The sequence below is a fragment of the Pseudomonas sp. B1(2018) genome (assembly GCF_003097365.1).
In the GTDB taxonomy this organism is placed as follows: domain Bacteria; phylum Pseudomonadota; class Gammaproteobacteria; order Pseudomonadales; family Pseudomonadaceae; genus Aquipseudomonas; species Aquipseudomonas laurylsulfatiphila.
The window spans coordinates 148,320-173,266 of sequence record NZ_PYUK01000003.1 but is presented as its reverse complement, the minus strand read 5'-3'; the positions used below and the strand labels follow the sequence as shown (position 1 = coordinate 173,266).

25 protein-coding genes are annotated in these 24,947 nt (G+C 60.5%); 2 read left to right on the top strand and 23 right to left on the bottom strand.

What is annotated here, in order from left to right:
- Positions 1-33 precede the first annotated feature (33 nt).
- From C9422_RS05940 to C9422_RS05840, 20 genes are all read right to left on the bottom strand, one after another.
- A complete protein-coding gene (locus C9422_RS05940) occupies positions 34-1,038 on the bottom strand; it encodes a substrate-binding domain-containing protein (RefSeq protein WP_007977026.1) in 1,005 nt (334 codons plus the stop codon).
- A 138-nt stretch (positions 1,039-1,176) separates the two neighbouring features.
- The gene (locus C9422_RS05935; protein ID WP_007977027.1) at positions 1,177-1,995 is read right to left on the bottom strand and encodes an SDR family oxidoreductase; all 819 of its coding nucleotides are present in this window, start codon (positions 1,993-1,995) and stop codon (positions 1,177-1,179) included.
- A 274-nt stretch (positions 1,996-2,269) separates the two neighbouring features.
- Positions 2,270-3,145 carry an SMP-30/gluconolactonase/LRE family protein gene (locus tag C9422_RS05930; RefSeq protein ID WP_116579989.1) on the bottom strand — a complete coding sequence of 292 codons (876 nt, stop codon included), beginning with the start codon at positions 3,143-3,145 and terminating at the stop codon, positions 2,270-2,272.
- Positions 3,146-3,268: 123 nt separating this feature from the next.
- Complete coding sequence (locus C9422_RS05925; RefSeq protein WP_095966307.1) at positions 3,269-3,985, bottom strand: FadR/GntR family transcriptional regulator; 717 nt, start codon at positions 3,983-3,985, stop codon at positions 3,269-3,271.
- 191 nt (positions 3,986-4,176) lie between these two features.
- Complete coding sequence (locus C9422_RS05915) at positions 4,177-4,737, bottom strand: DUF1285 domain-containing protein (RefSeq protein ID WP_116579988.1); 561 nt, start codon at positions 4,735-4,737, stop codon at positions 4,177-4,179.
- A gap of 16 nt (positions 4,738-4,753) precedes the next feature.
- Positions 4,754-5,362 carry a DUF4823 domain-containing protein gene (locus C9422_RS05910; RefSeq protein WP_116579987.1) on the bottom strand — a complete coding sequence of 203 codons (609 nt, stop codon included), beginning with the start codon at positions 5,360-5,362 and terminating at the stop codon, positions 4,754-4,756.
- Between the two features lie 172 nt (positions 5,363-5,534).
- Complete coding sequence (locus C9422_RS05905; RefSeq protein WP_007977038.1) at positions 5,535-6,503, bottom strand: GTP 3',8-cyclase MoaA; 969 nt, start codon at positions 6,501-6,503, stop codon at positions 5,535-5,537.
- A 137-nt stretch (positions 6,504-6,640) separates the two neighbouring features.
- On the bottom strand, positions 6,641-7,279 hold the full coding sequence (locus tag C9422_RS05900; RefSeq protein ID WP_007977040.1) for a TetR/AcrR family transcriptional regulator: 639 nt from the start codon (positions 7,277-7,279) through the stop codon (positions 6,641-6,643).
- A gap of 342 nt (positions 7,280-7,621) precedes the next feature.
- A complete protein-coding gene (locus C9422_RS05895; protein WP_007977042.1) occupies positions 7,622-8,407 on the bottom strand; it encodes a TatD family hydrolase in 786 nt (261 codons plus the stop codon).
- 68 nt (positions 8,408-8,475) lie between these two features.
- Positions 8,476-9,462, bottom strand: a complete 987-nt coding sequence (locus C9422_RS05890; protein WP_116579986.1) for a DNA polymerase III subunit delta' — start codon at positions 9,460-9,462, stop codon at positions 8,476-8,478.
- Positions 9,455-10,087 (bottom strand): dTMP kinase, encoded by a 633-nt coding sequence (tmk, locus tag C9422_RS05885; RefSeq protein WP_116579985.1) that lies wholly within the window; start codon positions 10,085-10,087, stop codon positions 9,455-9,457. Before tmk ends, C9422_RS05890 begins: the two co-directional genes overlap by 8 nt.
- 19 nt (positions 10,088-10,106) lie before the next feature.
- Positions 10,107-11,339 carry an endolytic transglycosylase MltG gene (mltG, locus tag C9422_RS05880; protein ID WP_116579984.1) on the bottom strand — a complete coding sequence of 411 codons (1,233 nt, stop codon included), beginning with the start codon at positions 11,337-11,339 and terminating at the stop codon, positions 10,107-10,109.
- Positions 11,340-11,342: 3 nt separating this feature from the next.
- Positions 11,343-12,158, bottom strand: a complete 816-nt coding sequence (gene pabC, locus C9422_RS05875) for an aminodeoxychorismate lyase (RefSeq protein ID WP_116579983.1) — start codon at positions 12,156-12,158, stop codon at positions 11,343-11,345.
- Positions 12,158-13,402 carry a beta-ketoacyl-ACP synthase II gene (gene fabF, locus C9422_RS05870; RefSeq protein ID WP_007977050.1) on the bottom strand — a complete coding sequence of 415 codons (1,245 nt, stop codon included), beginning with the start codon at positions 13,400-13,402 and terminating at the stop codon, positions 12,158-12,160. Before fabF ends, pabC begins: the two co-directional genes overlap by 1 nt.
- A 109-nt stretch (positions 13,403-13,511) precedes the next feature.
- On the bottom strand, positions 13,512-13,748 hold the full coding sequence (gene acpP / locus C9422_RS05865) for an acyl carrier protein (protein ID WP_003175607.1): 237 nt from the start codon (positions 13,746-13,748) through the stop codon (positions 13,512-13,514).
- 196 nt (positions 13,749-13,944) lie between these two features.
- Entirely contained in the window at positions 13,945-14,685 is a 741-nt protein-coding gene (gene fabG / locus C9422_RS05860; protein WP_007977052.1) for a 3-oxoacyl-ACP reductase FabG, read from the bottom strand.
- A gap of 16 nt (positions 14,686-14,701) precedes the next feature.
- Positions 14,702-15,640, bottom strand: a complete 939-nt coding sequence (gene fabD / locus C9422_RS05855) for an ACP S-malonyltransferase (protein WP_007977053.1) — start codon at positions 15,638-15,640, stop codon at positions 14,702-14,704.
- 125 nt (positions 15,641-15,765) lie between these two features.
- Positions 15,766-16,776: a phosphate acyltransferase PlsX gene (gene plsX / locus C9422_RS05850; RefSeq protein ID WP_102700898.1), complete on the bottom strand. Its 1,011-nt coding sequence runs from the start codon at positions 16,774-16,776 to the stop codon at positions 15,766-15,768.
- A 4-nt stretch (positions 16,777-16,780) separates the two neighbouring features.
- Positions 16,781-16,963, bottom strand: a complete 183-nt coding sequence (gene rpmF / locus C9422_RS05845) for a 50S ribosomal protein L32 (RefSeq protein ID WP_003179396.1) — start codon at positions 16,961-16,963, stop codon at positions 16,781-16,783.
- A 13-nt stretch (positions 16,964-16,976) separates the two neighbouring features.
- Positions 16,977-17,504 carry a YceD family protein gene (locus tag C9422_RS05840; protein WP_007942001.1) on the bottom strand — a complete coding sequence of 176 codons (528 nt, stop codon included), beginning with the start codon at positions 17,502-17,504 and terminating at the stop codon, positions 16,977-16,979.
- 105 nt (positions 17,505-17,609) lie between these two features.
- Here C9422_RS05840 and C9422_RS05835 point away from each other — a divergent pair, with 105 nt between their 5' ends.
- A complete protein-coding gene (locus C9422_RS05835; RefSeq protein ID WP_116579982.1) occupies positions 17,610-18,188 on the top strand; it encodes a nucleoside triphosphate pyrophosphatase in 579 nt (192 codons plus the stop codon).
- Positions 18,189-18,278: 90 nt separating this feature from the next.
- Here the strand turns inward: C9422_RS05835 and C9422_RS05830 are convergent, their stop codons facing one another.
- The 3 genes from C9422_RS05830 to rluC are packed head-to-tail and all read right to left on the bottom strand — an operon-like array spanning position 18,279 to position 20,904.
- Positions 18,279-19,268, bottom strand: coding sequence for a S49 family peptidase (locus C9422_RS05830; protein WP_116579981.1), 990 nt, complete (start codon positions 19,266-19,268; stop codon positions 18,279-18,281).
- Between the two features lie 24 nt (positions 19,269-19,292).
- Entirely contained in the window at positions 19,293-19,955 is a 663-nt protein-coding gene (locus tag C9422_RS05825; protein ID WP_007977057.1) for an HAD-IA family hydrolase, read from the bottom strand.
- Positions 19,942-20,904: a 23S rRNA pseudouridine(955/2504/2580) synthase RluC gene (gene rluC / locus C9422_RS05820; RefSeq protein WP_007977058.1), complete on the bottom strand. Its 963-nt coding sequence runs from the start codon at positions 20,902-20,904 to the stop codon at positions 19,942-19,944. Before rluC ends, C9422_RS05825 begins: the two co-directional genes overlap by 14 nt.
- 702 nt (positions 20,905-21,606) lie before the next feature.
- On the opposite strand from rluC, the gene rne reads away from it, so the two are divergent.
- Positions 21,607-24,846 carry a ribonuclease E gene (gene rne / locus C9422_RS05810; RefSeq protein WP_116579980.1) on the top strand — a complete coding sequence of 1,080 codons (3,240 nt, stop codon included), beginning with the start codon at positions 21,607-21,609 and terminating at the stop codon, positions 24,844-24,846.
- The last annotated feature ends 101 nt before the right edge of the window (positions 24,847-24,947 follow it).

The following is a 24,947-nucleotide window of genomic DNA, read 5'->3' as shown; positions in this document are numbered from 1 at the left end:
CGTCACCGAGGCCGCCGCTGAAATCAATGGCCGTCAGTTCCACAGGCCGATCTTTTCCAGTTCCTGCTTGAAGTTGTCGCGGGTGATCAGCGTCACGTCGTCCATGGCAGTATATTTCGCCGGTTCAGTGCCGGTGGTGACCCACTCGTACATCATGCTCGCCGTGTTGTAGCCCTCGATGTGGGGGCTCGGCAGCATCGAACCATAGAAGCCGCTGTCGGGCTTCTTCAGCTCGCCGATGGCGTCGGTACCATTGATGCCGATGCCGATTACGTTGGCCGCAGCGAACCCGGCGCTCTCGGTGGCGCGCACACCGCCGAGCACGGTGTTGTCGTTCATGCCACCGATGATCAGGTTCTTCGCTGCACTCGGCAGTTTCACCAATGCCGAGTTGGTGGCGTCCATGCTGCCCGGCACGTCGAGGGTCTTGAGGGCCGAGAACAGGATGTGGTCCTTCGGCATGCCGGCGTCTTCCAGGGCTTTGACCGAACCGTCAGTGCGCTTCTTGCCGGTGTCGAGTTCGTTGTAGGTGTTGATCACCGCGTACGTGTCTTTCCAGTCCCAACCGCGTTTCTTCGCCTCGGTGGCCATGGCATGGCCTTGCTTCTGGCCGACTTCGAACGCGGCCATGCCGAGGTATGGCACGTCTTCCATGAATTTGCCGCCGGCATCGACGAAACGGTCATCGACAGCGATCACCTTCAACCCGTTGAGCCTGGCCTTGGCCATGATTGCCGGGCCGAGGGACACGTCCGGCGGGCAGATCACGAAGCCTTTGGCGCCATTGGCCGCGAGGCTGTCGATGGCCGACAGGGTTTTCTCACCGTCCGGCACGGCGATCTTGATCAGGGTGAAGCCCTTCTCTTTCCCGGCCTTTTCGGCAAACGCCCACTCAGTCTGGAACCAGGGTTCTTCCGCCTGCTTGACCAGGAAACCGATTTTCACTTCCTCGGCCGCCAGCAGTGTGCTGCTCAGGCTGACCGCCGAGACCGCCAACGCGGCACAGCACAGGGAACGGATAGCATGACGACGATTCATAAGCTGACTCCTTGTTATTTTTCTTGAGCGTTCTTTGAAAGCGTTCTGTAAAGCCAAGGTGGTAAACCGTACCGCCAATAGTCATATCGTATGATGATTGTATTTCAGACGTACCAGGACGCCTGAAAGCCGGGTCACTCAGTCGTGGTACATCACCGAACGCCCACCATCGATGGTGATGCACGAGGCATTGATGAACGGTGCTTCATCACTGGCCAGGAACACTGCGGTCATCGCCACTTCAATCGGCTGGCCGATGCGTTTGGGTGGATGCAGGTCAAACGCACGTTGACGTTCAGCGTGAGGGTCGGCGAAACCGTTCCAGTAATCGATATTGATCTGGGTTTCGATATAGCCCGGTGCGATGGCGTTGACGCGGATGCCCCTGGACGCATATTCGATGCCCAGCGCGCGGGTCAGGCCGAGCAAGCCGTGCTTGGCCACCGGGTAGGGAAAGCAGCCCGGAATGATGTGGGAGGAATGGGTCGAGGCAATATTGATGATGCTGCCGATGCCCTGTTCGATCATCTGCGGCAGCACCGCCTTGCAGCCATACCACGCGCCATCGAGGTCAATGGCAAAGCAGCGACGCCAGTCTTCCTCGGTCATTTCCAGCGGATCACGGAACACGTTGACCCCGGCGCAGTTGACCAGCACATCGATCCGGCCGTGTCGCTCGACCGCCAGCCTGGCCATCGCCTGCAGATCCTGCGGCTGTGAAACGTCAGCCTTGATCGCCACCACGTCGGCGCCCTGTCCGCGCCAGTGCGCCGCGACCTTCTCGACCTTTTCGGCCTGAATGTCGCTGATGATCAGCCTGGCCTGCTGGGACGCAAAGGTCGCCACAATGGCCTCGCCAATGCCCTGGGCGGCACCGGTCAGCAACACGACTTTGTCTTTGAGGCGCTCCCCCTTGGGCGGTTCGGGTACCGGGGGCAATGACAGCGGTTCAGCCATGGTTCAAGACTCCTGTTCGAAAACACGACGAAAACCGGACATCAGTCGATGGCCGGTCAAAAGGCGTTGTGGAAGAAAACAGGTAAGCGCGAAAACGTTTCAGCTTGAAAACGCTTTGCGGCACTGTCTCCGCAAGGGAGCACGGGGGAGTTTCGCTGCATCACTTCACCTGTTTTGTTTTTTTGAGTGTGAGTGCATGTAACTGGTGAGGCCGACTATAAACCTGGCCCGCGATAAATCTCAATATATATATTTGCATCCCATATTATGGGATCTAACCCGTAAAACGCGCGCAACGCTTCCCGGGCACATCCACTGGAATCGACAGCACCGCCCCATCCAGGGGATGGCCCAGTGGACTCGCCGCGCTGGTGATGTACAGGGTTTTCAGGTCCGCACCACCGAACACGCAACTGGTGGGACGACTGATCGGCAGTTCGATGGTCCGGTCGACTTTTCCGTCAGGGCTCAACCTGAGCAGGCAGTGGCCATCCCAACGGGCATTCCAGATAAAACCTTCGGCATCCATCGCCGAGCCGTCCGGGCCGCCGCGCCCGTGCGGGCCAAACCAGACCTGCGGGACATCGAGGGCGCCGTCGCTACGGATGAAGTGTCGATACAAGGTGCCATCGAGGCTGTCGCCGAAATAAACGCTGGTGGCGTCATCGCTCCACAACAGCGTGTTGGGAATGCCCAGGTTGCGCAGTAACGGCACGACCCGCCCGGTACGATCGATGCGAAACAGTCCACCCGAACGGCGCACGATGGACAGGTCTTCACCCTGTTCTCCGATATTGTTTTGCATGGTACTGAGCCAGAGCCGGCCCTGGGCGTCGCAGCGGGCTTCGTTGGGGCGGTTGCCCGGTTGCGGATCGGCCACGCAGAACAATGTCAGGCGCGGCGCCAGGCCCGGTGAATCGAGATCGAGCCGATACACGCCACTGCTCAATGTCACCAGCGCGTCGCCGTTTTCACAGGGGATGAAGGCTGACACATGCTCCGGCATCTGCCAGATCTGCACGTTGGCGCCAATCAACCGCAACGCCTGTTTACCCGCGATATCCACCCAATACAGGGCCTGGGTCGGCGCATCCCAGAACGGACCTTCGCCCAGTTTCGCCCGATGCCCGGTAACCGCCGTCAACGTCATGAAACCTCCTGCAGGGTTCTTGTTTTTATGATGGAGCCAGTTTGCTGGCGATGGTGTGTCAGTCGGCCTCGTGTTGCTGATACACCATCGCGAGCACGCTCGCTCCTACAGCGGTTCGAGTTCTCAGCTGGCCTTTTTGTCGGCCATGACTTGCGGGTAATAACGCTTGATCGCCAGGGCGGCGTTATCGATCAGGGTCATGCAGGCCCAGACGCCCCGAGCGGTATCACGGGCCGCGATAGCCTCGGCCAGGTCCCGGTGAATCGGCAAGGTGCGACGCAGCTCATCCGGATCGGCAGCGGACACTTCAAAGGCCACCGCCAGCAACGCGCCGAGGGCGGGAACCATTTGTTCGATGAATTGATTGTGGCTGGCGGCGAGGATGCACTCGTGGAAGAGCTGGTCGGCACGGTTGTAATCGATGCCGCTGTCCACCGCCCGTTCCAGTGCGTTGCAGGCCAACAGGATCGCGTCCACCTGTTCGCCGGTCGCGCGCTCGCAAGCCCAACGCACGGCCATCGGTTCGATGGTGCGACGCAGATCGAGCAGATCGTCGACAAAGTTTTCCGGCAAGCCGCTGCGCGACAGCCAGCCGACGACTTGCGGATCGAAGAGGTTCCAGCGCCGCACCGGCAACACCCGTGTGCCGACTTTCGGGCCGACTTCGAGCATGCCTTTGGCAACCAGGGTTTTGATCGCTTCGCGGATGACCGTACGGCTCACGCCAAGTTGTTCGCCGAGGTCGGCTTCGACCTTGAGTGACTCACCCGGCCTGACCTGCCCCGTGGCCAGCCAGCATCCCAGCCAGTCGACCGTCGTAGCATGAAAGCTGTTGGACATGGGCACCTCGAAGCCGTATGCGATGAAGGACCACGCTAATCATCATACGATTGGGTGTCAATTTGATTTTTTGAAGAAATCAGAAATCTGATGTGGGAGCGGGCTTGCTCGCGAAGACGGAGTCACATCCGACAAAGATGTCGGCTGACCCAGCGCTTTCGCGAGCAAGCCCGCTCCCACAGGGTTTTGCGTCAGGGTTCGAGACCGATGGGGAAGAACTCGCCGACACTCCAGACACCGAGCCAGCGCTGGCCGTCGATCTCTCGGCTCACTGCCAGCTCTACCAACTGATAGAACACATTGCGATGGATCAACGCCTCCAGATTGCTGCGCACATGGACGTAAGGGGCTGGCTCCTGCGTGTCGGGATCGATCACTACACGCAGCGGATGCTCCGCACCGGCCTCGGTGGTTTCATCGACGTTGGTGGTAAAGCGCAACACCTGCGCCTCGCCCTCGCCTTCCACGTCCACCGCAATCGCCACGAACGGCGCATCGTCGACTTTGATGCCGACCTTTTCCACCGGGGTAATCAGGAAATAATCATCGCCGTCGCGGCGAATGATGGTGGAGAACAGCTTGACCATCGGCTTGCGCCCGATCGGCGTGCCCAGGTAATACCAGGTGCCGTCCCGGGCGATGCGCATATCGATGTCGCCGCAGAAATCGGGGTTCCACAGGTGCACCGGCGGCAAGCCTTTGGTCTTGGGGATCTGCCCCAGCAAGTCGTTGGCTTTTTGCGGGCCACTCATGGCGTTCTCCTTGAAGTTACTGGTCGCTGAGCCCCAGCAGGCCGCGCGCATATTGCTCCAGCGGCGGGCCCATCAGGTCTTCGGGTTTTTTATCGTGGAACGTCAGTAAACCGCCACGACTCTTGATGGTCGCAGTATCAATCAAATACTGGGTGCTGGTCTCGATCAACATGATCTGAATCATACCGCTGTCGATGCCGAGGCGATCCAGGGCTTCCTGATCCAGCCATTCGTCCGAGTTGCCGATACGGTCGTCTGACTTGGCAAATCGGGTGTAGAGCAGGTAGTGCGCACCGGCGGCACGGGCTTCGACCATGGCCTGGTCGAGGCCTTCCGGAGTACGGGCACGGCGGACCATCGGGAAGTATTCGACGAAGCCATCGAACGCGACTTCGGCAATCACATTCGGCCGTGGGTAAATGGCGCTGCCCGGCGGCATGAAGGCGCCTTGGGCGATGTAGACGAACGAATCCGGTTGAATGCGCAGGTTGTTTACGCGGCGGCTGTCACTGTGATCGAGCAACCCCGCATCGCTCATATGGTAACGAGTCCCTTCGGCCATATCGCTGACGTTCATGCAGCCACCAAGTGCCAAAACGGCCAGCAGCAAAACCAGGCTACGCATCCTATCCTCCAGAGGCCGGTGTCGGAAAACCGGCGAATGGCCGTAGGATGCAGCTTTTGCGCCAGCTCATGGGCATTGTTGGCTTATCCATAGCCATCGCGGGCAAGCCACGCTCCCACAAGGGTTTATGCAAAACCTTGTGGGAGCGTGGCTTGCCCGCGATGAGGCCGGATCAGCCGCCGATGATCTTCATGACAGTCGCGCCGCCGGAGAACGCCACTTCCTGCTTGTCCCCCAAGGCTTTCACCAGGAGTCTCTGCAAGGCTGGCAGCGCCTGGTGGCGCGGTTTGTCCAGCAGGTCGCCGACGTAATGGCGATTGCTCGACGACAGGCAGCCATGCAGCCACCCGGTGGAGGACAAGCGCAGTCGCGAGCAGGTCCGGCAGAACGGCACACTTTCGTTGGCGATCACGCCGAAGTAACCCTGGCCGGGAATTTCATAACGAACCGCCGTTGCATCGACGGGGGCATCGGCCTGCAGATATTCATAGCGCTCGCCGATCAGGCTGAGCAATTGCTGGAGGCTGACGAACTGCTGCAAAAAGGCATTGGAATCGTTGGCCAAGTGGCCCATGCGCATCAGCTCGATGAAGCGCAGTTCATAACCGCGCTCCAGGCAGTAGTCGAGCAGCGGCATCACTTGATCAAGGTTCTGCCCACGCAGCGGCACCATGTTGACCTTGATCTTCATACCGGCCGCTCTGGCCTCGCTCATGCCGTCGAGCACGGTGGCCAGGTCGCCGCCCCGGGCAATGCCGCGGAACGCGCTGGCGTCGAGTGTATCGAGGGAAACATTGAGGCGCCGAATGCCGGCGTTCACCAGCAGCGGCAGTTTCTTGGCCAGTAACTGGCCATTGGTGGTCAGGCTGATGTCTTCCAGGCCCATCTGCCCGACCGCCGTCATGAAGGCTTCGAGTTTCGGGCTGACCAGCGGCTCGCCGCCAGTAATGCGCAGACGCTCGATCCCTGCCGCTTCAATCAGATAAGCCACGCCGCGCGCCATCGCTTCGGCCGACAATTCATCCTGCGCAGCCACCAGCCGCTTGCCGTTGGGCACGCAGTATGTACAGGCGTAATTGCAGGCAGAGGTCAGACTGATTCGCAAGTTGCGAAAACGCCTGCCTTGACGGTCAACGATCATGGTCACTCCGGCGGAAGAATATCGGGCCGCTAAAACTTGACTCAGAAATCAAGTTTTAGCAAGTCCTCTACCTGAGTATATTCCTGCGGTACTGCGCCAAGTAGCGAAATCATGGCGCAATAAGGCAACTGAATGGCTCAGCTACCGGAAGTGTCGGTGTCGCGCTTGCGTTTGTTGCCCATGCGCACGCCGATGTCCATCAGGAACTGGAAGAAACCTTCCTGATCTTCCAGCACATTGCTCCAGAACGGCGAGTGATACAGCGCGACGGCGCCGTGCACCAGCGCCCAGGACGCGCAGTAGTGGAAGTAAGGTGGCACGTCTTCCAGCTTGCCTTCGCTGATCCGGCCCTTGATCAGCAGGGTCAGGCGTTCGAAGTTCGAGGCACGGATCTTGTGCAGCTCCTCGATCATCTCCGGTACCTGGTTGCCCTTGACCACTTTCTCTTCGAGGCGGTCGAACAGGCGATAGCGTTGTGGATCGCGCATGCGGAATTCGAAGTAGGCCCGGGACAGGGCTTCCTTGTCCTTGTCGACATCGGCCGAATGCAGCAGTGCGTTCAAATCGCGCTCGTAGTCGAGCATCAGGCGCAGATAGATTTCCGCCTTGGATTTGAAGTGCTTGTAGATCGTGCCTTTGCCGATACCGACGGCATCAGCAATCATCTCGACGGTGACACTGTCTTCACCTTGTTCGAGGAACAGCTTTAGCGCGGTATCGAGAATTTCCTGCTCGCGGCGACGAAACTCACGGACCTTACGAGGTTCTTTATGCATAAGAAAAGGTCTGTCGGGGTCAAAATTCGAAGCCGCGTATTATGCCTAACTTACGCAAAAATGCACGGATCATCCGACCATATCTGCGCTTTCCGGTCATTCCGCGCACGATTGCCGGTTGATGAGAACTCTTCCGAAGCGCACGTATTCCAAATTTGTTTAAAAACCCGGGTCGGCAAACTGGACGAGGCGCAATCCTGATCAATACTTGAACTGTCGGCGGGGCATCTCCCCCAAGTGTCACGCCGATATTGGTACCAACGGACCGCGTGCCATTGTTTTACTCCTAATGGTCTTAACCCGGATTCACCCCCCAGAACCCGGGTTTTTTTTGCCTGCGATTTAACCTTTTACATGCGCCAACGGGAACAGCCGCTTGAAATTGGCCGTGGTCTGCTCGGCAAAACGCTCGTAGGGTTCACCGCGCAACATTGCCAGAAATTCCGCTACTTCACGCACGTACTGCGGCAGGTTTGGTTTGCCGCGGTGGGGAATCGGCGCCAGGTAGGGCGAATCGGTTTCCACCAGCAGCCGGTCGGCCGGCACTTTGCTGGCCACGTCGCGCAACGCATCGGCATTGCGAAAAGTGACAATCCCGGACAAGGAAATGTAATAGCCCATGTCCAGCGCAGCCTTCGCCATTTCCCAGTCTTCGGTAAAGCAGTGCAATACGCCCGCCTGGGGCAGTGCCGCTTCGCGCAGCAAGTCCAGGGTATCGGTGCGGGCCCCACGGGTGTGGATGATCACCGGTTTGCCGGTCTGCTGCGCCGCTTGCAGGTGCAGGCGAAAGGACTCCTGCTGCAACTGCGCCGCTTCCGGCTCGTAGTGGTAATCGAGACCGGTTTCGCCGATGGCGACCACCCGCGGGTGATTGAGCTCCTGTAACAGCCAGTCCAGCGCTGGCGCGGCACCCGGCTGTACATCCAGGGGGTGCACGCCCACCGAACAGTCGACGTCGTCATAACGTTCGGCCAGGGCCTTGACGTCGGCCGCGTTGTCCGCGCTGACACCGATACACAGAAAGTGCCCGACCCCGCGCTGTCGGGCGGCATCCAGGGCAGCATCCAGGGAGCCGTCGTGGGCGGCCAGGTCGAGGCGATCGAGGTGACAATGGGAATCTACGAGCATAAAGGGCTGCAACTTACATCGAATGGGTGGGACGGTCGGGTGTACTGATGAATTCTAGGCGCAGACAGTCATCTTTGGGCAGGCAGCGACGCCCATTGCACCAGTAAGGCCTCCAGCAGCAGGGCCGGATTGAGGTTGGCCTTGCTCAAGACTTTCTGTCGCTGGGCGAGGATCCAGTCCTGGATATCGAGGACTTTGCCCTGGGCGGTTTTCTGCGCCAGGTATTGCACGACCTTGCGCATGTCGGCCAGGCCGAGGCCGGCTTCGTCCTGGGTCAACTGATAGCGCAGGATCAGGCTCGACCAATCGCAGAACCAATCGAACAGGCGCAACATCGGAATGTTTTTCCATTCTTCGGCCAGTTGCGTCGGCGACTGCTGTTGCTTGAGGAGTTTCTTCACCCCCTCCACGACTTGCATGCGCTGCTCACGCACGCCCTGGGCCTGGAGGTTGAACGCCGCCAATGGCGAACCGGCGGCCAGCGTCAGCAACTCGACGCGCTCCTCTTCGGAACATTCCGGCAATGCCTGGGCCAGCCACTTCAAGCTCATGGCCTCGCCCGGCAGCGGACACGCCTGCTGCACGCAGCGACTCTTGATGGTAGGCAGCAAGCGGCTCGGCTGATGGCTCACCAGCAACAAAACCGTATCGCCGGACGGCTCTTCGAGGCTCTTGAGCAAGGCGTTGGCGGCGTTGATGTTCATCGACTCGACCGGCTCGATCAGCACCACTTTGCGCCCACCCAACTGCGCAGTCTGCACCACGAAACCGACCAGATCGCGAACCTGATCGACCTTGATCGCCTTGTCGGCTTCTTCCGGTTCAAGGATGTAATTATCCGGGTGGCTGCCAGCCTTCAGCAGCAGACAGGACTTGCATTCGCCGCAAGCCTCCAGCGCCGTCGGGCGCTGGCACAGCAAGCTGGCCATCAGGCGCTCGGCCAGTGCCCGCTTGCCGATCCCGGCCGGGCCATGCAGCAGGTAGGCGTGCGCATGCTGCGCGCGACCCGCCAGGTGCTGCCAGAGGTTTTCCTGCCACGGATAGGCCTCAGCCACGGTTCAACTCCAGCAGGCGCGGCAACAAGGCATCCAGCGATTGCTGAACCTGTGCCAACGGTTGGGCCGCATCGACCAGCACATAACGCGCCGGATCCGCCTTGGCCCGCTTGAGGAACGCATGGCGTACGGCATCGAAAAAGGTCCGGCCTTCGAGTTCGAAGCGATCCAGGCGGCCGCGTGCGCTGGCTCGGGCCAGACCCACCTCGACAGGCAGATCGAAAATCAGTGTCAGGTCCGGGCGCAGATCGCCTTGAACGAAGGTTTCCAGAGCCGCGATGCGCTCAAGCGACAAGCCACGGCCGCCGCCCTGGTAGGCGTAAGTCGAATCGGTAAAACGATCACACAAGACCACGGCACCGCGGGCCAGTGCCGGGCGAATCACTTCAGCCAGGTGCTGGGCACGCGCCGCGAACACCAACAGCAACTCGGTATCCGGGTTCATGACTTCGTCGACCGGGGCCAACAGCACTTCACGGATGCGCTCGGCCAACGGCGTGCCCCCCGGCTCGCGGGTCAGCACCACCTCGAGGCCGGCGGCGCGCAAGCGCTCGGCCAGGTATTCGCGATTGGTGCTCTTGCCGGCGCCTTCCGGGCCTTCCAGAGTAATAAACAAGCCAGTCACAGGCAGTCCTTAATCAGAGTCATTGCGGGCTTTTCGGTGCGCTTGCATCGGGCTCCGGCGTTTCAGGAGCTGGCGCAGGATCTTGCGCCGGCACTTGCGGCAGCGCCTCGGGTGCCGTGTTCGGTGAAGCGGCCGGGATCGGTGCCAGCTCCTGCGAAGCCTTGGCCTCCTGCGTACCGTTTTGCTCAGTCTGGGTCGGCGCTGTCTCTGGCGTGGCAGTAGGCGCCGGGCTGGAGCGGTAATCGGCGCGACGCTTGAGCTGGAACTCCTTCACGGCATTGTTGTGGGCATCCAGGTCATCGGAGAACACGTGGGTGCCATCACCGCGCGCCACGAAGTAGAGGCTGTTGCCCTCTACCGGATTGAGTGCCGCATGAATGGCTTCGCGACCGACCATGGAAATCGGCGTCGGCGGAAGGCCCGCATTCATGTAGGTGTTATAGGGCGTTGATTCCTTGAGGTGAGCCCGGGTCAGCTTGCCGCTGTAGCGGTCGCCGAGGCCGTAGATCACCGTCGGATCGGTCTGCAGCAGCATGCCCATCGCCATCCGCCGTACAAACACGCCGGCAATCTGCCCACGCTCCTGCGGTACGCCGGTCTCCTTCTCGACCAGCGAGGCCATGATCAGCGCTTGATAGGGTTCGGTGTACGGCGCATCTGCGGCGCGCTGTTCCCATTCCCTGGCGAGCACTTCGTCGAGACGGTCGTAGGCGGTTTTCAGCAGTTCGATATCGGACATGCCGCGCACGTATCGATAGGTGTCAGGGAAAAAGCGCCCTTCCGGAAAAATCCCGGTGTGGCCGAGCTTGTCCATGACCTGGCTATCGCTCAAGCCGTCGAGGCTATGATCGAGTTTCTCTTCCTTGGCCAGCGCTGCGCGCACCTGGCGGAAATTCCAGCCTTCGACCAGGGTGAGGCTGTACTGAACCATTTCCCCGCGTTTCCACAGGTCGATCAGGCCTTCGACGGTCATGCCCGGCTTCATGCGGTATTCACCGCTGTGCAGGGGTTGCTTGGCGAGATTGAAGCGCCAATACACGCGCAGCCAGAAGGCGTCCTTGATGACGCCATTGGCTTCAAGTCGGTAGAAGGTGCGGGTCGGCGTGGTGCCCTTGGGCACATCCAGCAATTGTTCCTGGGCAATGTTCAGCGGTTGTACCAGCGCCGAATGAATTTTCCAGGCTGAAGCACCCATCAGCAGCCCTGCCAGAACCACTCCGGTTTCCAGCAGCAGCAAGAGTTTACGTCTCACGTATCAAGCATCCAGTAGCGCACGGGCAATGGTTTGGAGTTTACGGGTGAGCGGCCCAACCGGCCAGTGAAGAGCAGCATAGGCACGCACAGGCCAGATACCATACACGCTGTTGCAGACAAAGACTTCGTCAGCCCATTGCAGCTGTTCGAGGGAGATATCGGTGATTTGCGTGGGGATTCCCAGCGACCCGGCCTGGAACAATAGTTCGGCACGCATCACCCCGGCCACGCCGCAACGCTTGAGATCAGCCGTGATGAGCACACCGTCACGCACCAGGAACAGATTGCTGAACACGCCCTCGATCACGCGCCCGGCCTGATCGAGCATCAAGCCTTCGGCATGCTCGGTGTCCTGCCATTCGGCACGGGCGAGGACTTGTTCAAGTCGATTGAGGTGCTTGAGGCCGGCCAGTAATGGCTGCCTGGACAATCGCGTGGTGCAGGGAAACAGACGAACACCCTGCTCGCCATGCGCGGCAGCGTAGGCTGCAGGTGGACTGCCTTGCAGAATGCGTCGGGCCTGGGCCGAAGGATCGGGCGCGTAACCGCGCAGGCCGTCGCCCCGAGTGAGCATGAGCTTGAGCACCCCGTCACCCAATGCCGCGGCGTAGGCCAGCAGTTCGCTGCGGATCAATTCCTGATCGGCAGCAAGCGCCAGACGCGAACAGCCATCCGCCAGACGCGACAGATGCCGCTCCAGCAAAACGGGCTGACCGTTGCGCACGGCGATGGTTTCGAACAGACCATCGCCATAAGCCAGGCCGCGATCCTTCAGCGACAGAGCGTCAGCCGGCTGACCGTCGACCCAGCAGTCCATCAGCCTGCGAACCGGCGGAACACCAGCGAGCCGTTGGTGCCGCCAAAACCGAAGGAGTTGGACACGACCACATCGATATCCATGTTGCGCGCGGTGTGCGGCACGAAATCGAGGTCGCAGCCTTCGTCCGGCTCATCAAGGTTGATGGTCGGCGGCGCTACCTGGCTGTTGATCGCCAGCACGCTGAAGATCGCCTCGACCGCGCCCGCCGCACCCAGCAGGTGGCCGGTCATGGACTTGGTGGAGCTGACGGCCAGCTTGTAGGCATGCTCGCCGAACACCGACTTGATCGCGTTGACCTCAGCGAGATCGCCGGCGGGAGTCGACGTGCCGTGGGCGTTGATGTACTGCACTTGATCGCCATTGATCTTCGCATCGCGCAGCGCATTGGTGATGCAGCGGGCAGCACCCGCACCATCGGCAGGTGGCGAAGTCATATGGTAGGCATCGCCGCTGGTGCCGAAGCCAATGAGTTCGGCGTAGATGGTCGCACCACGGGCCTTGGCGTGCTCCAGCTCTTCCAGAACCAGTGCACCGGCGCCATTGGACAGCACGAAGCCGTCACGGCCCTTGTCCCATGGACGGCTGGCGCGGGTCGGCTCGTCGTTGCGGGTCGACAGCGCGCGGGAGGCACCGAAGCCACCCATGCCCAGGCCGCAGGCCGCCATCTCGGCACCGCCGGCAATCATCACGTCGGCTTCGTCGTACATGATGTTGCGGGCTGCCATGCCAATGCAGTGGGTACCGGTGGTACAGGCCGTGGCGATGGCGTAGTTAGGTCCCTGTGCCCCCAGATGGATCGACAGGAAACCGGAAATCATATTGATGATCGAGCCAGGCACGAAGAACGGGGAAATCCGTCGTGGGCCGGTCTCGTGCAGCGTGCGGGCGGTTTCTTCGATATTGGTCAGACCGCCAATACCCGAGCCCATGGCCACGCCGATACGCTCACGGTTGGCGTCAGTGACTTCCAGACCGGAATTGCGTACCGCCTGAAAACCTGCTGCCAGACCGTACTGAATGAACAGGTCGAGTTTGCGGGCTTCCTTGACCGACAGGTATTCCTCGACATTGAAGTCCTTTACCGAGCCGCCAAAACGGGTGGAATAGGCAGAAAGGTCGGTGTGTTCGATCAGACCAATGCCACTGCGGCCAGCCAGAATGCCCTGCCAGCTGCTCGGCACATCCGTGCCCAGTGGCGACAACATACCCATACCGGTGACTACGACGCGTCTACGCGACACAGCACTCTCCTTTTTTCAAATGACGACTTTGCATCAGGCCTAAAGAAAAAACCGCACGCCATGATGGCAGTGCGGTTTTTCCATGACAGCGAGCAACGATTACAAACTATTACGCCTGGTGGCTAGTAACGTAGTCGATTGCAGCTTGTACAGTAGTGATCTTCTCGGCTTCTTCGTCAGGGATTTCGGTCTCGAATTCCTCTTCCAGAGCCATCACCAGCTCAACGGTGTCAAGGGAGTCGGCACCCAGGTCTTCAACGAAGGAAGCAGTGTTGACCACTTCTTCTTCTTTAACGCCCAGTTGCTCAGCAACGATTTTCTTGACGCGCTCTTCGATGGTGCTCATACCTTGTTTTCACTCCTAATGGACAAATTCAGGCAGCTGGCCAGTGGGTAAGTGTATAGAAAGGCTTTTCAGCTTTTCAACTGAAAGCTTCACTCCTCGAACCCGGTGACCCTCTGCCTATAAATAGATTGCAGCTTTATAACGGATTTTAGACAGCTCGTATGACATTTTTTTGAAGCAATCCGTCACATTTGAATTACATGTACATCCCGCCGTTCACCGGGATTGTAGCTCCGGTAACGTAAGCCGCACCGTCCGACGCAAGAAAAGCGACCACGGACGCGATCTCTTGAGCTTGCCCCAGACGACCCAGCGGAATCTGCGTCTGCAAGGCTTCACGCTGCGCCTCGGGCAGTTCACGGGTCATATCGGTATCAATGAACCCTGGGGCCACCGAGTTTACCGTAATCGCACGCGAACCGACTTCACGCGCCAATGCACGGCTGAAACCTTCCAGACCGGCCTTGGCGGCAGCGTAGTTTACTTGGCCTGCGTTGCCCATGGCACCCACAACCGAACCAATACTGATAATTCGGCCCCAACGGGCTTTGGTCATGCCACGCAAAACGCCCTTGGACAGGCGGAACAGACTGTTCAGGTTGGTATCGACAACGTCGTGCCACTCGTCGTCTTTCATGCGCATCATCAGGTTATCGCGGGTGATACCGGCATTGTTGACCAGGATCGCCGGCGCACCGAACTGCTCCTGGATGCTCGCCAGGACCGCCGCCACGGACTCGTCACTGGTGACATTGAGTTCCAGGCCGGTGCCTTGAATACCGTTTTCCTTCAGGGTCGCGGCAATACGCTCGGCACCCGACGCGGAAGTCGCGGTACCGACAACGATGGCGCCCTGACGACCCAGTTCCAGGGCGATAGCCTGGCCGATGCCACGGCTTGCACCGGTGACCAGTGCAACTTTACCTTGCAGACTCATGCAAGCTTCTCCTGATTCAGGCCAACGCTGCACGGGCGGCAGCGAAAGCGTCTGGGGTATTGAGGTTGGATGTCGATACGCCTTCGGCGCAACGCTTGTTCAGGCCGGCCAGCACTTTACCGGGGCCGCACTCGACCAGATTGGTCGCGCCCCTGGCAGCCAGCGCCTGTACGGATTCGACCCAGCGTACGGGCTTGTACAGCTGTTCGAGCAGATCACGCTTGAGGGTTTCCAGATCGGCCGGCACTTCGGCGCTGACGTTCTGGACCACCGGAATCTGTGGCGCCTGCCAGTTGATCGCGGCGATCGATTCGGCGAAACGCTCGGCAGCCGGACGCATCAGCTCGCAGTGGGACGGCACGCTGACCGGCAGCGGCATGGCGCGCTTGGCACCACGCGCCTTGCAGCCTTCGATGGCGCGCTCGACCGCAGCCTTGGCACCGGCGATGACCACCTGGCCCGGGGAGTTGAAGTTCACCGCGCTGACCACTTCGCCTTGCGCCGCTTCGGCACAGGCGGCCAGTACGTCGGCATCGTCCAGGCCGAGGATGGCGGCCATGCCGCCCTGCCCGGCCGGAACGGCTTCCTGCATCAGCTGGCCACGACGTTCGACGAGTTTCACCGCGTCGCCCAGGCTCAGGCTGCCCGCTGCCACCAGCGCGCTGTATTCACCCAGGCTGTGCCCGGCGACGTAGGCCGGACGCGCACCACCTTCGGCCAGCCACAGACGCCACAGGGCGATCGAAGCGGTCAGAATGGCCGGTTGGGTTTTATCGGTTTGATTGAGTTGCTCTTCCGGCCCTTGTTGGGTCAGTGCCCACAGGTCGTAACCCAGTGCATCGGAAGCTTCTTTGAATGTTTCAAGGACAACCGGATGTTGTGCGCCCAGCTCGGCGAGCATGCCGAGGGACTGCGAACCCTGTCCCGGGAAGACGAATGCGAGGGAAGCAGACATGTAACAAGCCCCTAATGATCTTGTCGTCGGAGAAATGGCGCCCCGCTTTGGGGACGCAAGAAACTGACAGTTGGATGGCCCATCGAACCAAGCGGTCACATTTAAGCATTGTCCGACGAAAACGCCTAAAGCAACAAATCCTCCAGACGACCGTGCAGGCGCTCGGGAAGATTCTCCTGAATCTCGATCATGGCGCGCGAAATGGCGCTCTGGAAACCCTGGACCCCGGCAGAACCGTGGCTCTTCACCACAATCCCCTGCAAGCCGAGAAAGCTCGCACCGTTATGCCGGGCAGGCGCCAGGTCGGCCTGCAGACGCTTCATCAACGGCAGCGCCAGTGCACCGACCGCACGTGAGGCCAGGCTCTTTTTGAACAACGCCTCGATGCGCCCGGCAATCATGGTCGCCAGGCCTTCGCTGGATTTGAGCAGGATGTTGCCGACAAAACCGTCACACACCACCACATCCGCTTCGCCACGGTACAAACCGTCGCCCTCGATAAAGCCGATGTAATTGATGCCCCGGGCGCCTTGCAACAAAGTCGCCGCCAGCTTGACCTGCTGATTGCCCTTGATGTCTTCGGTGCCGATGTTCAGCAACGCCACCCGTGGGCGGCTGATGCCCAGCGTCTCCGCCGCCACCGAGCCCATCACCGCAAACTGCAACAGATGCTCGGCACTGCAATCGACGTTGGCACCCAGGTCGAGCAATTGGCAGTAACCCTTTTGTGTCGGGATCGCCGCCACCATGGCCGGACGGTCAATGCCCGGCAGGGTCTTGAGCACGAAGCGCGACAACGCCATCAGCGCCCCGGTATTGCCGGCACTGACACAGGCCTGGACTTTACCGTCGCGCAGCAACTCAAGGGCCACGCGCATCGACGAGTCGGGCTTGCCTCGCAAGGCCTGGGCAGGTTTTTCGTCCATGCCGATGACTTCGCTCGCCGGAGCAATCGACAGGCGCGCGCGATCCACAGCCGAATGGCCAGCGATCAATTCTTCAAGTAGGGAGGGTTGACCGACGAGGGTCAGGTGCAGCGAGGGTGTAGCGGACAGGCAAGCAAGGCTGGCCTGGACAATGCTGCGGGGACCGAAGTCCCCGCCCATTGCGTCAATCGCGATGACTTGAGCGGACAAGTGATTACTCGTCAGCGCCCTTGTCGATCACTTTACGGCCACGGTATACGCCTTCTGGCGATACGTGGTGACGCAGGTGAACTTCACCGGTGGTTTTTTCTACAGACAGGGTGCTAGCCTCGAGAGCGTCGTGCGAACGGCGCATGTCACGGGCAGAGCGGGATTTTTTGTTCTGCTGAACAGCCATAATTGATTAACTCCTAAACGTTTGGGTCACGCTTTAACTGCGCCAATACACTGAACGGGTTGGACCGCGTTACCTCGTCCTCGCTCGGTTCGGGCTCATCTGCTCCCGCCGGCTGCTGGCATTCTTCCGGATGATGAGCAGGCACAATGGGCAAGGCGAGCAGAAGCTCCTCCTCGATCAGTGACTGCAGATCCAATGGATCTTCGCCCAGTTCCAGCACGTCATAACCTTTCGGCAACGACTGGGTATTCGCACCCTCCTTCACCACAGCGTAACTGCATTCGCTATGGATCGGCAGGGTGACCAGCTCAAGACAACGCTGGCAAACCATTTTGACTTCAGTGTCGATAAAGCTGTGGATGACCACAGATTTACGTTCATCTCGTTCAAAAACGAATTTAGCCTGCACCGTACCGACATTGTCGGAAAGCGGGTCGCAGAGTCTCTCCAAATCGGCCAGCAGCATTTCACCTTGAAGGGTGGTGCCACGATCAGCCAATTTGCGCGGGTCAACGTGAGGTGGAATCGGGTCATTCAACATAGGCGCAGCATTATAGGGATGCACCCGCCCATGTCAAAGGAAATTCAGCCCTGTCCGTCACTTGGAAGCCTCGCTAGAATTCGCACCTGCCTTATGGAGATGCGCATGCTGCCTTTATTACTCGCTTCCGGCTCGGTCTATCGCCGGGAATTGCTGGCCCGCCTGCAACTGCCATTCACCTGCAGTTCGCCGGATATCGACGAAAGCCATCGGCCCGGCGAATCCGCCATCGCGCTGGTCAAGCGCCTCGCCGAAGAGAAAGCACGCGCCCTGGCCGCCAGCCATACCGCTCATCTGATAATCGGCTCCGACCAGGTCGCCGTGCTCGGAGAGCGGATAATCGGCAAGCCCCACACCTTCGAAAAAGCCCGCGAACAACTGCTGGCCGCCAGCGGCACCAGCGTGACATTCCTGACCGGCCTGGCCTTGCTCAACAGTCGGACAGGGCACTGCCAGGTCGATTGCGTGCCGTTCACCGTACACATGCGCACACTCGACGCGCCCCGCATCGAGCGCTACCTGCACGCCGAGCAGCCCTACGATTGCGCAGGCAGCTTCAAGGCCGAAGGCCTGGGGGTCAGCCTGTTTCGCAGCACCGAGGGACCTGATGCGACCAGCCTGATCGGTCTGCCGCTGATTCGCCTGATCGATATGCTAATGGCCGAAGGCTTGCAAATACCCTGAAAGCAAAAGATCGCAGCCTTCGGCAGCTCCTACATGTGATCTGTGTGTAGGAGCTGCCGCAGGCTGCGATCTTTTGATCTTTGAAGCGGTCTAGCGCAACGACGGACCGTTAAACCCCATCCACATCGCCAAATGCTCAGCCACGCTGGCGCCGAGCTTCTTCGAGAAGCGATCGAATGGCGACTCCTGAACGGTAAAGTCCACCAGCTCCTTCTCACCGATCACATCCCGCGCGACCGAACTGGCATTGCCCAGTCCATCGATCAACCCCAGCGGCAGCGCCTGCTCGCCGGACCAGACCAGACCGGAGAACAGCTCCGGATGTTCCTTGTCCTTCAGGCGATCTCCGCGCCCTTGCTTGACGCTGTTGATGAACTGCTTGTGGGTCGTATCAAGCACACCCTGCCAGAAAGCGGTTTCTTCCGGCTTCTGTGGCTGGAATGGATCGAGGAACGACTTGTGTTCGCCCGAGGTGTAAGTGCGACGCTCGACACCCAGCTTCTCCATGGTGCCGACAAAGCCGTAACCGGCCGCCGTCACACCGATGGAGCCGACCAGGCTCGCCTTGTCGGCGTAGATCTGATCCGCCGCGCTGGCGATGTAGTAAGCACCGGAAGCCCCCAGGTCGGAAATGACCGCATACAGCTTGGTGTCCGGATGCAGGCCGCGCAGGCGACGGATCTCGTCATAGACATAACCCGACTGCACCGGACTGCCGCCCGGACTGTTGATGCGCAGGATGACGCCCTTGACCTTCTTGTCCTCGAAAGCCGCGCGCAGGCTGCCAACGATATTGTCTGCGCTGGCCGGCTCCTTGTCGGCAATCATGCCTGTCACATCGATCAACGCCGTGTAATTGGCGCTGAGGGTAGCGGCCTTTTCCATATCCATCAGCGGCGAAAACAGAGCAATCGCGCCGAAAAGATACACAAACGTCAGCAACTTGAAGAAAATTCCCCAGCGACGGGACCGGCGCTGCTCCTGCACGCTGGCCAGCAGCGTCTTCTCCAGCAGCTTCCAGCTCTTGTCGTCACCGCTCTCTGCGCTCGCCTTGGCGGGCGCCTTCCATTCGTCGGTCATGCCGTCCACCCCAAAAACAACCGGTTAAGCCTGCTGACTCAGCCAGGCGTGCAATTCTGAAAAACGGTCGATGGCCAGTCGTGGCTCATACAGCTTCAACGCATCAATCGATTGAGCGCCATAGCTTACGGCCACCGACCCCATGCCTGCGTTGCGTGCCATCTGCAAATCAAAGGACGAATCACCGACCATCAACGCCTGCTCCGGGCGCACCTCGCAATGCGCGAGAATTTGCTCGAGCATCAGCGGATGGGGCTTGCTGGCGGTCTCGTCGGCGGCACGGGTGATATCGAAGTAATCCTCCCAGCCATGGGCCTTCAGCACCCGATCCAGCCCGCGACGGGCCTTGCCGGTCGCCACAGCCAGATGATAACCCTCGGCACGAAATGCCTCGAGCGACTCGACCACTCCCTCGAACAACGGCGAAGGCACGGCCTCCGACGCAATGTAATGCTCGGCGTAGTGTTCGCGAAACGCGATCAATTCGGCGTCATCGATCTCGGGGTACAGGGTGCGGATCGCTTCCGGCAAGCCCAGGCCGATGATGCCCTTGACGGCAAAATCGTCGCGCTGCTCAAAACCAGAGCGCCGGGAGGCAACATGCATCGCCTCGACAATCCGGCCAATGGAATCGGCCAGCGTGCCGTCCCAATCGAAGATCAGCAGCTTGTAATCAGATGGGCGCACTCAATCGCTCCACAGTCTTGGCCCACATCTCGTCGACCGGCGCCTGCAACTTCAGTTCGCCGCCATCAGGCAACGGCACGGTCAGCATGTAGGCATGCAGGAACAGGCGCTTGCCGCCCAGATCGCGGATTTCCTTGCTGAAACCTTCGTCGCCGTACTTGGTGTCGCCAGCGATGCAATGCCCGGCGTGCAAGGTATGGACGCGGATCTGGTGAGTCCGGCCGGTAATCGGCTTGGCTTCGATCAGGGTGGCAAAGTCGCCGAAACGGCGCAGGACCTTGAACACGGTCACCGACTCCTTGCCCTCCTCCTCGTCGACCTCGACCATGCGCTCGCCGGAGCGCAGATTGCTCTTGCCCAGCGACGCACGAACCTGCTTGATCGAGCTCGCCCAGTTACCGCGGACCAGCGCCATGTAGCGCTTGTCGACGCCATCACCGCGCAACGCGGTGTGCAAGTGACGCAACATGCTGCGCTTCTTGGCGATCATCAACAGGCCCGACGTGTCACGGTCGAGACGGTGAACCAGTTCGAGCTCCTTGCAATCGGGGCGCAACTGACGAAAGGCTTCGATCACCCCGAACGTCAGGCCGCTACCGCCGTGAACCGCAATGCCGGCGGGCTTGTTGATCACGATCAGGGCCTTGTCTTCGAAGACAATCGAGGCTTCGAGCCGCTGCAACAGGCCTTGTGCCAGTGGCACCGGCTCGTCGCGCTCAGGCACGCGAACCGGCGGCACGCGCACGATATCGCCCGCCTGCAGCTTGTACTCGGGCTTGATCCGACCTTTGTTCACGCGCACTTCGCCCTTGCGCAAAATGCGGTAAATCAAGGTCTTGGGCACGCCTTTGAGTCGGGCGAGAAGGAAATTATCAATACGTTGGCCGGCATATTCCGGCGAGACCTCAAGCAGTTGTACGCCTGGAGTCGGGGGGGTAGTCGTCGTCATGCCGCGGATGATAACAATTTTTTATGGAATTGAAGCACTTAATCATTGCTGCTATAGTCGCGAACGCCGCCAAAAGCGGCCTGGACAGCGGACCAACGGTCAAAAACCGGCCCTGACCAACGCAATTCACCAGGACGCGAGGCCGTCCTACGGGGCTTTCGCTACGTAACGGTGGAGTTTGCAGGTGTAACGAGCGCAGGTGACATGAGGCCTGAATCACGCCACAAAGCAGAGTTTTCCACTCGTTTTGCGAGCCATATTCACGGCCAGTTCACAAAGTGCAGTCAGCTGCGAATGACCCCGAGCGAAGGCATCGGAAACAACGCCTAAATTAGCCATGATGCGTGACCTCCCCTTTCGGAGCTCACGGTAAATGCCAACCCGCTGCGGATTCTGCGCGCGGCAGCACCCGAATTATCAGGGATACGTGTAGGGTGGAGATGCACAACCGCCGGACTGTGTAGCAACAGGCTTTCTCCAGACGCTTCATCTCGTCCACAGCCGCTGGTTGATTCCTCCTCCTGACTGAGTGCTTAAGTAGCCACAGCAAGCAGGACGCGTACGTCGCGATGAAGGCCCACATTGGCCGGACTTCGCTGGACACGGGAAATGGCCAACCACTCCCGACGCACCTGACACCGACCGTGAGAAGTCGTGTGTGCCGAACGCCGTTTCCGGCAGCCCGGAAACCGACGGTACTACATGAAAAGAATGCTGATTAACGCAACTCAACCCGAAGAGTTGCGTGTTGCACTGGTAGATGGCCAGCGCCTCTACGACCTGGACATCGAATCCGGTGCACGCGAGCAGAAGAAGGCCAACATCTATAAAGGCCGGATTACTCGCATCGAACCAAGCCTCGAGGCTGCCTTTGTCGATTTCGGCTCTGAGCGCCACGGCTTCCTGCCCCTCAAAGAAATCTCCCGCGAATACTTCAAGAAAGCCCCGGAAGGTCGCGTCAACATCAAGGACGTCCTGAGCGAAGGCCAGGAAGTCATCGTTCAGGTCGAAAAAGAAGAACGTGGCAACAAGGGCGCCGCCCTGACCACCTTCATCAGCCTGGCCGGTCGTTACCTTGTGCTGATGCCGAACAACCCGCGTGCCGGCGGTATCTCCCGTCGCATCGAAGGCGAAGAGCGCAATGAACTGCGTGAAGCCCTGAACGGCCTGGTTGCCCCGGCCGACATGGGTCTGATCGTGCGCACTGCCGGCCTGGGCCGCAGCAGCGAAGAAATGCAGTGGGACCTCGACTACCTGCTGCAACTGTGGACCGCCATCAAGGAAGCCTCGCTGGACCGCGCCGCGCCGTTCCTGATCTACCAGGAAAGCAACGTGATCATCCGCGCGATCCGCGACTACCTGCGCCAGGACATCGGCGAAGTGCTGATCGACAGCGTTGAAGCCCAGGACGAAGCCCTGACCTTCATCCGCCAGGTGATGCCGCAGTACGCCAGCAAGATCAAGCTCTACGAAGACAGCGTTCCGCTGTTCAACCGTTTCCAGATCGAAAGCCAGATCGAAACCGCTTTCCAGCGCGTTGTCGAACTGCCTTCCGGCGGCTCCATCGTGATCGATCCGACCGAAGCCCTGGTGTCCATCGACATCAACTCGGCGCGCGCCACTAAAGGCAGCGACATCGAAGAAACCGCGCTGCAGACCAACCTTGAAGCGGCCGAAGAAATCGCCCGTCAGTTGCGCCTGCGCGACATCGGCGGTCTGATCGTCATCGACTTCATCGACATGACCCCTGCCAAGAACCAGCGCGCCGTGGAAGAGAAAGTCCGCGAATGCCTGGAAGCCGACCGCGCTCGCGTGCAAGTCGGTCGCATCTCGCGCTTCGGCCTGCTGGAAATGTCCCGTCAGCGCCTGCGTCCGTCCCTGGGCGAAAGCAGCGGCATCGTCTGCCCGCGTTGCAACGGCACCGGCATCATCCGTGACGTTGAATCGCTGTCCCTGGCGATCCTGCGCCTGATCGAAGAAGAAGCCCTGAAAGACCGCACCGCCGAAGTTCGTGCACAAGTGCCGATCCCGGTGGCTGCGTTCCTGCTCAACGAAAAACGCAACTCGATCACCAAGATCGAACTGCGCACCCGCGCCCGCATCGTCATCCTGCCGAACGATCACCTCGAGACGCCGCACTTCGAAGTGCAACGCCTGCGTGATGACAGCCCGGAAGCAGCGACCAACCAGTCCAGCTACGAAATCGCCGCTGCCGCTGCCGAAGTCGAAGAAGTCCAGCCAGCCGCTGCGACCCGCACCCTGGTTCGCCAGGAAGCCGCGGTCAAGACCGCTCCGGCACGCGCCAACGCTCCGGTTCCTACCGAAGTTGCCGCTCCGGCCCCGGCTCCGGCCGTCGTGCCTGAGCCAAGCCTGTTCAAAGGCCTGGTGAAGTCGCTGGTGAGCCTGTTCGCCACCAAGGAAGAGCCTGTCGCGCCGGTTGTGGTTGAAAAGCCAGCTGCCGAGCGTCCGGCCCGCAACGAAGAGCGTCGCAACGGTCGCCAGCAGAGCCGCAACCGTAACGGTCGCCGCGATGAAGAGCGCAAGCCGCGCGAAGAACGCGCACCGCGTGAAGAGCGCGCGCCACGTGAGCCGCGTGAAGAACGTCAGCCACGCGAAGTGCGCGAGCCTCGCGAGAGCCGTGAAGAAACGCCGGCAGTAGCTCGCGAAGAACGCGCACCACGCGCGCCTCGTGAAGAACGTGCACCGCGCGCCCCGCGTGAAGATCGCAAGCCACGTGGCGAGCGTGAAGAGCGCGTGCGTGAATTGCGCGAGCCTCTGGATGCCGCTCCGGCTGCTCCGGCCGCCGCTGCTACCGCAGAAGAGCGTCCGGCTCGCCAGCCACGTGAAGAGCGTGCTCCACGCCCACCGCGTGAAGAGCGTCAGCCTCGTGCCGAACAAGCTGCCGCCGCCGCTGCCGAAGAAGAACTGACCACCAACGAAGAGCAACTGCAGGAAGAGGGTCAGGAAAACGCCGAAGGCGATCGTCCACGCCGCCGTTCCCGTGGCCAGCGTCGTCGCAGCAACCGTCGCGAGCGTCAGCGTGACGCCAACGGCAACGTGATCGAAGGTTCGGAAGAGTCCGAGTCCGGCGAAAATGCCGAAGCGCCAAGCACTGCCGATCTGGCCGCCGGCCTGGCTGTCACCGCAGCCGTTGCCAGCAGCGTGATCAGCGCTCCAGCCGAAGCTGAAGCCAATGTGCAAGCCGAACGCGCCACTGCCGCGACCCTGGAAGCGGCTCAGGTTGAAGCGCCAGCCGTTGAAGCGACCACACCGGTCGAAGTCACCGCCTCGCCGGAAATCGAAGTGGCGCCAGCACCTGAAGCACAGCCAGCCGTTGAAGCGGCTGTCGAGCCGGCTCCAGTGGTTGAAGCTCCTGCCGTAGCTGCAGAAGCTGTCGTCGAGACAGTGACTGAAACCGTTCGCGAAGTGCGTGAAGAGCAAACGGCGTTCAACTGGGTAGCCGAGCCAGCCGTCGCTGAAACACCAGCGCCAGCTGCCGAGACCCAAGTGGCCGAAGCCATGGTTTCCGAGCCGGTGGTTGCCGCCGCGGAACCGGCTCCAGCGCCGGAGGTTGAAGCTCCTGTCGTTGAAGCTCCTGCTGCTGAAGCTGCGGTCGTCGCCCAAGCGCCTGCGCCGGTCGTCGAAGCCGCTCCTGTCAGCGCCCTGACGCCAAGTGGCCGTGCGCCTAACGACCCGCGTGAAGTGCGTCGTCGCAAGCGTGAAGCCGAGCGCCTGCAGAAGGAAGCCGAACTGGCTGCCGCTGCGGCTCCGGTTGAAGCAGTTGTTGCTGAAGTGGTTGAGGCCGCGCCTGCCCCGGCCGCTGAAGTGGTTGCCGAGCCGGCCGAGTCGGTGATCCACGAAGCGCCGCGTTCTGTTCAGGAAGCGGTAGAGCAACACGAGCAAGCCCTGGAAAAAGAGCACGAGACCAAACCTCTCGCCTGATTCCATCGGCCACTAAAAAGCCCCGCCTGGTGAACCCAGGCGGGGCTTTTTTTATATCCGGACTTCACCGCAATCCTTGTAGGAGCTGGCGCAGCCTGCGA